This window comes from Vibrio sp. ER1A, assembly GCF_000733315.1.
Taxonomy (GTDB): domain Bacteria; phylum Pseudomonadota; class Gammaproteobacteria; order Enterobacterales; family Vibrionaceae; genus Vibrio; species Vibrio mediterranei.
In genome coordinates this window covers 1-10,437 of sequence record NZ_JPJA01000017.1, presented here as the reverse complement: position 1 = coordinate 10,437, position 10,437 = coordinate 1, and the positions used below count along the sequence as shown (strand labels likewise).

Below are 10,437 nucleotides of genomic sequence, written 5' to 3'. Positions count from 1 at the left end.
TGAATTCGGCAACAAAGCCTGGCAGCGACTTAAACGTTTTGCATACAATCCTGGGTATGGACCTGTACCAAACCTAATCGCTACATCGATATTACCCAACTCAAAATTATTCAGTGTGTCACTAACGTGTAATGTAATGTCAAAATCCGATGTATTTCGGTTATTTAAACAAGGGATTAGCCACTTCAAGGCTAAAGATGAAGATGTGGAGAGGCGTAACTCCTTTTCAGTATGCATATTTCGAAGTTTCTGCAACGCCTGTGGCCAAATGTCTAAAGAATTAGACGCTGCACCACATATTATCTTGCCTGCCACTGTCAATTTTAGAGTTCTAGTCGTTCGTTCAAATAGAGTATATCCCAGGGCTTGTTCTAATACTCTGATACGATGACTGACTGCTGATTGTTGAACATTCAATTTTTCTGCAGCGCGAGTAAAACTCAGTTCCTCACTGATAGCTGCTAATAGTGGTGCAGCATTGCTCAGTTTATTTATTAACTTATCTTCTTGTCGATTCATGAAATATCCTCATGTATTCATGAGTAGATATCCTAGTTTACCTTTCCTAACATAACCAGCGAAAGGTAAATAAAACTGGATAGGAGATACATTATGACCCATATTAAAGCACAGATTATCAATGGTTTTACTAAAGATGGAAACGGTGGTAACCCCGCAGGAGTCGTACTGAATGCGGACCAATACTCTGAAGAACAAATGCTGAAGATTGCACAGAAAATCGGATTATCTGAAACCGCATTCGTGAGTTCCTCTCATAGTGATACATACAAACTTGATTTTTTCACACCGAACCAACGTATCGCTCATTGTGGTCATGCCACCATTGCAACGTTTTCGTATTTGGCCGAGAAAGGGCTACTTCAAGAAGGTGCCGCGAGTAAAGAAACGGTCGATGGCTCTCGAAAGATTCTCATCCAGAAAGGCATGGCTTATATGGAACAGGTTGCTCCCATCTATAGCGAACCGAACCAGTGGTCTGAAGCCTCAGTGGAGAAAGCAGAGGTTTTGAAGGCACTTAACCTTTCTAGTTCAGAATTAATAGAGGGAGCTCCGATTATAAAGGTCAATACCGGAAATAGCTTCGTTATTATTCCAATTAAAAACTGCAGCACCTTAGCCAAGCTAAAACCTAACTTGGACTTGATTGAAGATATTAGCAACAAGTTAGATTTGATAGGCTTCTACGCCTTCACTCAACAGCATACAGAAAAAAGTATTGCCGCTACCACGAGAATGTTTGCGCCTAGATTTGCAATTGATGAAGAATCAGCTACGGGCATGGCTGCGGGTCCTCTTGCCTGCTATTTATACGACTATCTTGGACAGCGCTTTTCAGAAATTACAATTGAGCAAGGAGCGTATATGACACCTAAATCACCAAGTTTGATCTGCGTCGCTCTAAGTTTACACAAGCAAAGAATAACTGGTTTGATGGCGGGCGGGTATGGCAAGGTAATGAAAGAACTAGATATAAGGCTATAATTGGCGAAAGTTGTCAGTCAAAGGAGTTACCATGACAAAAGACCATTCCATCAGCCTGATTTGCGTTTGTTCAAGATGAAAAGAATATCAAAATCCAACAATCGAGAGAAGCAAAACAGGTCGTAGGTTAGCTATAAGCTCTGCTTTGCTGATCAGTATATATTTTGTATGCACTCAACCCCGATATTCCATTTTCATAAAAGCGAAGTTGGTAAATTGTACGACTTTGTTTGACGAACGGCTTATTGAAAAAGGAAATAAGGCTCCTAATCTAATAGAGTTTTACGTTTGAGGCTGATAACAACCTATTATTGGTCATATCGCCAATGACAAGGACATGGATAAGTCCATTCAAGTCATGCATTCTTGTCGTGTAGATAAGAATAACGAATCTTGGCCAATTGCGTTCAATTGATACAAGGATTGGACGGCTTTTTGTTTACCGTATAAATGAACTAGGTGAGCTAATCGGCATTCACAATGTAGGTACCGGTTGTGTCCCGTTAAGTTGTCTTTGTGAGACAAAGCTTGATCGTCAATGAAGGTTCACAAAAGGAGTATCATTTTGCTCATGATAGCGGAAGTAATGTCACTGGCTAGCAGCCACTGGTTCGGTTGGCTAGTATGCTCAATCTGATAAGGCCACTGTACTGAAGACATCTCGTTCTTAGACCTTCTCTTCTATAGAAACTAAGTAATTGCCCAAGTCTTTTGTATGCAGTGCTTTATTGTTAATCAAACACGATACCGTTCCCCACAGGTAAGGGAGTAAATGAATGTTCAAAACTGCGAAGGCATTGGAACGCGGCTACGACCAATATACATGGCATTGTTATCGAAAAATGACTTGGTCATCAGCGAGAAAAAACCGCGTTCTTTTGTCTTGTTACATTTTTGGACAGAGCTTTCTTTGAATACTCAGCTAAATCAAAAAAACGATTCTCTAAATATCACTGAGAATTCTAAATCAACAACAGTTTCAGTAACCTCAATATTTTCAATTCTGTCCGCTAATAAAGTGGCTGCCTTTATACCCATGCCTTTTCTGTCAATGTTTATGGTGGTTATCGATGGGATGTTTGACGACGCGATGTCGAGGTCCCCAAAACCGATTACTGAAAGGTCTTCAGGGACCCTGAGCCCCCTCCGTCTAGCTTCAGTGATGCAACCTTGGGCTAGTGTATCCGTAGAGCATGCAACGGTATCAATATCTTGATGCTGGCTCAGAAGTTTATCGAGACCTTCTCGGCCCGACATCAAGCTTGCAGGTACAGGGACGTAAGAAGTGTTATAGGAGATAGATTCTCGCTCGAGTACCTTTAAGATACCGTTTTTACGCTTTAAAGCTCGCTCATCTTTAGTCCAAATCAAACCCACTTTTTTTGGTTTTCTTTTGGAAATCAAGCGACCTATTTCTTCACCAATCGCATCATGTGAAAGTCCAACTAACATATCAATTGGTGTTGGTGTCGAATCCCATATCTCTACAACTGGAATCTGAGAGTTTAACAGTAGCTTCTTGAGCTTATTATTGTGATGCACACCGGTTAGGACGATTCCATCTGGTCGCCGGGTAAGTAGGTTAGACACGATATCTGCTTCATTATCCTGCTCGAAGCCTGCGACACTGAGGAGTACATGATACCCACGTTTAGTAATGGTGTTGCTAATTGCCTCAATTGTTTCAACGAACATACCGTTGTTGATCTGCGGTACAACAATCGCTACTAAATTGCTCTTATTGGAAGCTAAGCTTCCTGCCATTTTGTTTTGTATGTATCCCGTGCACTCAATTGCTTGTTGCACTTTCTTCAACGTTGCGCTTTTGACCATTGATGGATTGTTAAGGGTCCGGCTTACCGTCATAGCAGAAAGCCCTGCTACACGAGCAACATCAGCAAGAGTTGGAGATTTGGTTTTGTTTTTTTCGTTCATCTCTATCAATAGGCAGATTCCGAATCATTTAGCCTAATCATTTCTCCATTTTGAGCAAGCAAAATAGCGCATTAAGTTGCACTAGATCATGAAATGATAGCCTTAACATAAATATCTGAAATTTTCTAAAATAGTGATAAAGATCATCTATCTGTCTTTATAACTTGTTACTACTGTGATTTTGGCAATGTTTTAATCAATTTTAGATTACAAAGAGAACAGTAAATGGTTATAAATGATTGCGCTAACATTTTGTGATTGTGTCGCAGTTTCCGACGGCGACTTCCTATATAGGATTAAATATGAAGAAAGTATTTCCAAACAAAGCCAAGATCGCGTTGAGAGAACGAGTGCGACTAATCGGCTGTTGGTGCGGGCTAACCAACCACCTCTCTACTGAGCTAATTGGCCAAGTAGGCTTTGATTGGTTGTTGATTGATTGTGAGCATGCATCAAACGATTTAGGCACTTTGATACCGCAACTGATGGCGTTAAAAGATAGTCACTCTTTTCCATTTGTTCGCCCTACTTGGAACGACAAGGTTGAAATCAAACGTCTACTTGATATCGGATTTTACAACTTTCTCGTCCCGTTTGTGGCAACTCGCGAGCAAGCCGAACAAGCTGTGTCGTACACCAGGTACCCTACCCAAGGTGTTCGAGGTGTCAGCGTAGCTCATCGAAGCAACAACTGGGGTTTTGAAGAGAATTATCAGTCTGAAATCAATGACAATATTACGGTGGTTGTTCAAATCGAAGACCGAGAAGGCGTTGAAAACATCAAAGATATTTTAGATGTCGATGGTGTGGATGCAGTCTTTATTGGGCCATCAGACTTAGCGGCGTCATATGGCTACCTTGGCAATGCGAAAGCAGAAGAAGTCCAGAGAGCGATTGAACATGTGTTTAACGCGGCAAGTGCAGCGAACAAATCGGTCGGTATTTTAGCGCCAAATAATGATGACGCGCGCTTTTATCTAGAGTGTGGCGCTAACTTTGTCGCAGTTGGTAGCGATATCGGGCTATTAAAAAACGCTACTGTTGAACTAAAAAACAAATTTATGGAGTAAAGAGCATGAACATTGGATTTATTGGGCTTGGCATCATGGGTAAGCCTATGGCGAAAAATCTTCTCAAGGCGGGATATGAACTAACGGTTTACGATTTCAATAAGTCATCAGTCTCAGAACTAGTCGAGGCTGGGGCTACCTCGGCAGACTCTTCCCGAGCAATTGGTGAGGCATGTCAGGTGATTATTACCATGCTCCCTAATAGTCCACATGTAAAAGCTGCGCTTTTGGGTGAGGGTGGAGTGATTGAAACAGCTCAGGAAGGCACTGTAGTCATTGATATGAGCTCAATTGCCCCCCTTGCTGCCCGTGAGATCCATGAAGGATTGGCTGAGAAAGGCGTGAGGTATTTAGACGCCCCAGTTTCTGGTGGAGAGCCTAAGGCGGTTGAAGGTACGCTAGCTGTCATGGTTGGTGGGGAAAAGTCTGTTTTTGAAGAAGTTCAATCAGTGATTCAACCCATGGCTAGCTCTGTTACCTATGTGGGTGAGATTGGCGCTGGCAACGTAACCAAGCTCGCGAATCAAGTGATCGTTGCTCTTAATATCGCAGCAATGAGTGAGGCATTTGCTCTAGCCAAAAAGGCGAATGTGGATCCTCAAGCTGTATATCAGGCGATCCGTGGTGGTTTGGCTGGCTCAACTGTACTCGACGCAAAAGCTCCAATGGTCCTCAATCGAGACTTTAAACCCGGCTTTAGGATTGATTTGCACATCAAAGATCTGATGAATGCCTTAGAAACCTCTCATGGTGTTGGTTCACAGTTGCCATTAACCGCTCAGGTTATGGAAATGATGCAATGTTTACGAAATGATGGTCATGGTCAATGCGACCACAACGCCCTTGCATTGTACTACGAGAAGTTAACTGGTATTGAGATTAAGTAGATCAATCCTGGATAACTTAGTAAGAAAACATCATGTTAGAAAAAATAGGGTATTCCTAATGACATCTCCTAAGGTTATAAAAGTTGAAGTAATTCCTGTCGCAGGTCGCGATAGCATACTGCTTAACTTAAGTGGTGCACATGCACCTTTCTTTACTCGCAATATTGTCATTATTACTGATGAAAGTGGTAATCAAGGTGTTGGTGAGGTTCCTGGCGGTGAAAAAATACGCCAAACGCTCGAAGAATCGGTAAACCTAATCATTGATAGACCGATTGCTGAGTACAAAAACATTAAAACAGCCATAACTAAAACATTTCGTAGTAGAGACTCAGAGGGTCGTGGTAAGCAGACGTTTGACTTGAGAACAACGGTACACGTCGTCACTGCTGTTGAAGCAGCCCTATTAGATCTGCTTGGTAAACATCTAGGTGTAAATGTTGCGTCTCTACTTGGAGATGGACAGCAACGTGATCAAGTCGAGATGTTGGGATATTTGTTCTTCATTGGTGACAAAGAGCTGACGGACTTACCGTACCAAGATCAGGATTCTGAAGATTGTGAATGGTATAGAATCCGTCATAAAGAAGCAATGACACCAGAAAGCATTGCTCAATTGGCTAAAGCAGCTCACGACAAATATGGCTTTAATGACTTTAAGTTAAAAGGTGGAGTGCTGAGTGCTGATGACGAAGCCAAGGCAGTAACGGCAATTAAAGAACGCTTTCCAGATGCAAGAGTCACACTTGACCCGAATGGTGCTTGGTCACTAGAAGAGTCTGTCCGCATCGGTAAAGTGTTGAGAAATGTGGTTGCGTACATGGAAGACCCATGTGGTGAAGAAGGTGGCTTATCAGGCCGAGAAGTTATGGCTGAATTTCGCCGCAGAACAGGCCTTCCGACAGCCACGAATATGATTGCAACTGACTGGCGTCAAATGAACCATGCCCTAAGTTTACAATCTGTTGATATCCCACTAGCCGATCCACATTTTTGGACGATGGAAGGATCGGTTCGAGTCGCTCAGATGTGCTATGAATTTGGTTATACATGGGGATCGCACTCAAACAATCATTTCGACATTTCTCTAGCTATGTTTACCCATGTTGCAGCTGCTGCACCTGGAGAGATTACCGCGATTGATACTCATTGGATCTGGCAAGAGGGAAATCAAGGTTTGACGAAATCTCCTTTTGAGATCGTCAATGGCCTAGTGGAAGTGCCCAGCAAGCCTGGTCTAGGTATTGAACTTGATATGGAGAAAGTGAAAGAAGCGAACAAACTCTACAACGAATATTGTTTAGGCTCGCGGGATGACTCCATTGGTATGCAGTACTTGATAAAGAACTGGACTTTTGATCCTAAGAAACCCTGCATGATTCGTGATTAACGTAGCACAGTTTTAGTAATAGGTATTTGAGATGAAGGAGCTAATTCCACGTTATATCAAGGTCCACTCTGAAGATAACGTTGCTATTGTTGTCAATGCTGGTGGCTTACCAAAAGGCACTGCATTTAGTGACAGCATCACTTTGCAAGAACATGTTCCAGAAGGGCATAAAGTCTCTCTTGTGGACCTAAAAAAGGGAGATGATATTGTCCGATATGGTGAGGTCATTGGTTACGCAAAACAAGATATTGTGAGCGGTGGTTGGATCTCAGAATCGCTCGTCGAACTTCCAAATCCTCCGGCATTAGCAGACATACCTCTCGCGACAAGAAGCCGACCTAACCAACCGGCAATAGATGGCTACACCTTCAAGGGCTACAGAAATGCAGATGGTAGCGTGGGCACTAAGAACCTGTTAGGCATTACAACCAGTGTGCATTGCGTATCTGGAGTTGTAGATTACGTTGTTGACCTTATTGAGAAGGAACTGCTTCATAAGTACCCAAATGTTGACGGGGTGGTTGCACTTAACCATCTGTATGGATGCGGTGTAGCTATCAACGCACCAACGTCAGTTATTCCTATTCGTACGATACATAATATCTCACTGAACCCCAATTTTGGTGGGGAAGTGATGGTTGTGGGACTTGGATGTGAAAAGCTCCAACCAGAGATGTTGCTTGCAGGAACTGAAGAAGGGCTATCGGACATCGGTGTTGAAGAAACAGATGTTATTTCACTTCAAAGTGAAAATCATATTGGTTTTCAATCGATGGTTCGTAACATCATGGAAACGGCAGAAAGGCACTTGGCGAAGCTTAACAAGAAGGAGCGAGAAGAGTGCCCTGTAGCAGACTTGGTTGTTGGCCTACAGTGCGGTGGTAGTGATGCTTTTTCAGGAGTGACCGCTAACCCCTCTATTGGCTACGCAGCGGATCTTTTGGTGCGATGTGGTGCCACTGTCATGTTCTCAGAAGTTACAGAAGTTAGAGATGGTGTGCACCTTTTGGGCCCTAGATGCAGCGACGAAGAGGTCGGCAAGCGATTACTGCAAGAGATGGAGTGGTACGATAACTATCTGAGCCTAGGTGAAACAGATCGCCGAGAAAATCCATCACCTGGGAACAAAAAGGGCGGCCTATCAAACGTTGTTGAGAAAGCACTAGGCTCGATAGCGAAATCAGGTACATCAGTCATCAACGAAGTTCTCTCACCAGGGCAAAGACCAACACAAAAAGGTTTGATTTTTGCGGCGACACCAGCAAGTGACTTCGTGTGCGGAACACAACAGGTTGCTTCAGGCATAACGGTTCAGCTTTTTACCACAGGCCGTGGCACTCCGTACGGGCTTAAAGCAGTGCCAGTAATAAAATTGAGCACTCGAGACTCAATAGCCAAGCGCTGGCATGACTTGATTGACATAAATTGCGGAACGGTTGCAACTGGTGAATCGAGCCTAGAAGACATGGGGTGGGAGATATTTCATCACATCATGGCTGTAGCGAGCGGTGAAAAACAAACTTATTCAGATAAGTGGGGATTATACAACCAACTGGCGGTATTTAACCCTGCGCCAATAACGTAAATATTATTTAATAACTTGAAACAGAGGTTCTTATGAAGAGCATCATTAAAAACGCAATTACACTATCTTTGATGGCATTACCTATGGTTGCCATGGCAGTCGAAAAGCCAAATTTCGGTAATATCCGTGTAGTCATCGGTTCAAAATCAACAGGTGGTGACACCTATCAGGCTTCGTCGATTATTTCAGAAGCACTAGCGGAAAAACTGGATACAAACGTGAAAGTTGATGCAGTTGGTTCAAGCGCGGCATTCAGTACACTGAAACGTATGCGTAATGGAAGCACCATCATGATTTTCCACGATCAATCGTATCTGGGCAACCTATATGGTAAACGCGGCTACTTTGACATTTTTGATGAGTTCATTATTGGCCCTACATTTGCGATTAACCCTGCAAACGCATACTTAGTCCCTAAGAACTCTCCCTACAACAATTTAGATGAAGTTATTGATGCAGTAGGTAATGGTGAAACGATTCGTGTTGCTATTCAACCAGGTGGCGTTTCCGAAATTGGCTTCAGTGCTATCAAGAATGCAATTAAGCTTAAGTATCCTGGTAAGGAATCAAATTTCATCCCTGTAAATACCGGTTCTCAGTCAGACAAGAACCAACAGTTGTTTGATGGTCTCGCTGATATGATTCAAGGCAGTTTGACTGCGAACGAACAGTTCTCTCGTCTACCGGAGTCAGATCAGAAAGCGATGAAGTTTGTATGGTTAACTTCTGCGAAAGAAACGCTAGCGATCGCCAACAAAAACGGCTTTGGTAAGCTGAGTAAAGAAGAAGTGGACTCCTACGCTGAGCCTAGCGTAATGGTTCCGATGGATGCTCAGTCCAACTTCACTTTCGATAAAGAGTTCTTTTTCTTATACAACAAGAATATGCCTAAAGATAAGATCGAGTACATCGACCAAGCACTTAAAGAGATCTACGAAGAAGGTCTTATTCAGCCTAAGTTAGAGAAAGCATTCTTTGTTCCTAACTTCAGGGAGTCTAAGTTGGCGTATCAACACCTTCATCAGAAAAATGACAAGTACAAAGAGATACTTGAAAATATTACGGAATAAAACGTAATTCGTAAGGTCTAGCCCGCAATGACTTGTTGCGGGCTATTGAGGCAGAGATTTCAAATTAGTAAGAGATCATATAATTATGCAAGTCAGTATTGATTTCGACAGCTCGCATCTATTCTTTCCAAGAATAATTATTATCAGCTTGTTGTTTGTTGGTGCAATAATTTTAATTCAACGAAGAGAAGATATTTGGTGCAGATTAAGATCATTTTCACTTCACCAGATTATCAATAAGGATAATGTAAAAGCTTATATTTTTGTTGGTCTAATAGGTGCTTATATTTTGGGTATGGAGTCCCTAGGTGAGCTGTTTCCGAATACAGGCTATGCTTTTTTAATCTTGACTATACCACTGATGTTCCTGATCCCATTTTTAGTAGAAGATACACTAACTAAGAAACAAGTCGTATTCATCGCTATAAATGCAGTGGTATCTCCAATAACTGCATGGTTAGTTTTAGGACAGCTATTTAACATCACACTTCCTTGATATTCGAGTAGCACTCTATCAAGTAAAAGGATTATTTATGGATATTTTATCCCATCTTTCATTGAGTATGTTTGCACTTAGCTCATTGGGTGTGCTCATTGGGATTGTGTTTGGAGCAATTCCCGGCATGACAGCAACTCTAGCTGTTGCTGTCTGTCTTCCTCTTACCTATTCTCTTGGTCTAACAGATGGCTTGGCGCTTCTACTAGGTTTATATGTTGGTGGTATTTCAGGAGGCTTAGTTCCTGCTATTTTATTAAAAATCCCTGGGACACCATCGTCTATAACGACGACTTTTGATGGCTATCCATTGGCGCAGCAAGGACAGCCAGAGAAAGCACTAAAAATAGCAGTTGCATCTTCATTATTTGGTGGTCTATTCAGTGCTGTAATTCTCTATTTCTTTGCGCCATTTTTGGCTGACTTCGCAATAAAATTTTCTAATGTAGAAAAATTCTTGCTCATTTTCTTAGCGTTGACGGGGCTTTGTTGCCGAAATCG

Annotated in this window: 10 protein-coding genes; 8 read left to right on the top strand and 2 right to left on the bottom strand. The window is 42.3% G+C overall.

The genetic code is table 11. The features are described 5' to 3' along the window. Positions 1 to 519: LysR family transcriptional regulator (locus tag HW45_RS02955; protein ID WP_038224607.1), on the bottom strand; the 519-nt coding region annotated here is incomplete at its 3' end. 93 nt (positions 520 to 612) lie between these two features. Between HW45_RS02955 and HW45_RS02950 the strand changes: the two genes are divergently transcribed. Then, entirely contained in the window at positions 613 to 1,503 is an 891-nt protein-coding gene (locus HW45_RS02950; RefSeq protein ID WP_038224605.1) for a PhzF family phenazine biosynthesis protein, read from the top strand. A gap of 927 nt (positions 1,504 to 2,430) precedes the next feature. Here the strand turns inward: HW45_RS02950 and HW45_RS02945 are convergent. Further along, the gene (locus HW45_RS02945) at positions 2,431 to 3,438 is read right to left on the bottom strand and encodes a LacI family DNA-binding transcriptional regulator (protein ID WP_038224603.1); all 1,008 of its coding nucleotides are present in this window, start codon (positions 3,436 to 3,438) and stop codon (positions 2,431 to 2,433) included. A gap of 302 nt (positions 3,439 to 3,740) precedes the next feature. Here HW45_RS02945 and HW45_RS02940 point away from each other — a divergent pair, with 302 nt between their 5' ends. The 7 genes from HW45_RS02940 to HW45_RS02910 form a co-directional block, all read left to right on the top strand. Then, complete coding sequence (locus tag HW45_RS02940) at positions 3,741 to 4,508, top strand: aldolase/citrate lyase family protein (protein WP_038224601.1); 768 nt, start codon at positions 3,741 to 3,743, stop codon at positions 4,506 to 4,508. A gap of 5 nt (positions 4,509 to 4,513) precedes the next feature. Further along, the gene (garR, locus tag HW45_RS02935; RefSeq protein ID WP_038224600.1) at positions 4,514 to 5,395 is read left to right on the top strand and encodes a 2-hydroxy-3-oxopropionate reductase; all 882 of its coding nucleotides are present in this window, start codon (positions 4,514 to 4,516) and stop codon (positions 5,393 to 5,395) included. 58 nt (positions 5,396 to 5,453) lie between these two features. Further along, entirely contained in the window at positions 5,454 to 6,785 is a 1,332-nt protein-coding gene (locus HW45_RS02930; RefSeq protein ID WP_038224598.1) for an enolase C-terminal domain-like protein, read from the top strand. A 31-nt stretch (positions 6,786 to 6,816) separates the two neighbouring features. Then, on the top strand, positions 6,817 to 8,370 hold the full coding sequence (garD, locus tag HW45_RS02925; RefSeq protein ID WP_038224596.1) for a galactarate dehydratase: 1,554 nt from the start codon (positions 6,817 to 6,819) through the stop codon (positions 8,368 to 8,370). Between the two features lie 32 nt (positions 8,371 to 8,402). Then, positions 8,403 to 9,440, top strand: coding sequence for an ABC transporter substrate-binding protein (locus HW45_RS02920; RefSeq protein ID WP_038224594.1), 1,038 nt, complete (start codon positions 8,403 to 8,405; stop codon positions 9,438 to 9,440). 85 nt (positions 9,441 to 9,525) lie between these two features. Further along, positions 9,526 to 9,936, top strand: a complete 411-nt coding sequence (locus HW45_RS02915; protein ID WP_038224593.1) for a tripartite tricarboxylate transporter TctB family protein — start codon at positions 9,526 to 9,528, stop codon at positions 9,934 to 9,936. Positions 9,937 to 9,973: 37 nt separating this feature from the next. Then, the coding region (locus tag HW45_RS02910; protein WP_038224591.1) for a tripartite tricarboxylate transporter permease at positions 9,974 to 10,437 on the top strand (464 nt) is incomplete at its 3' end.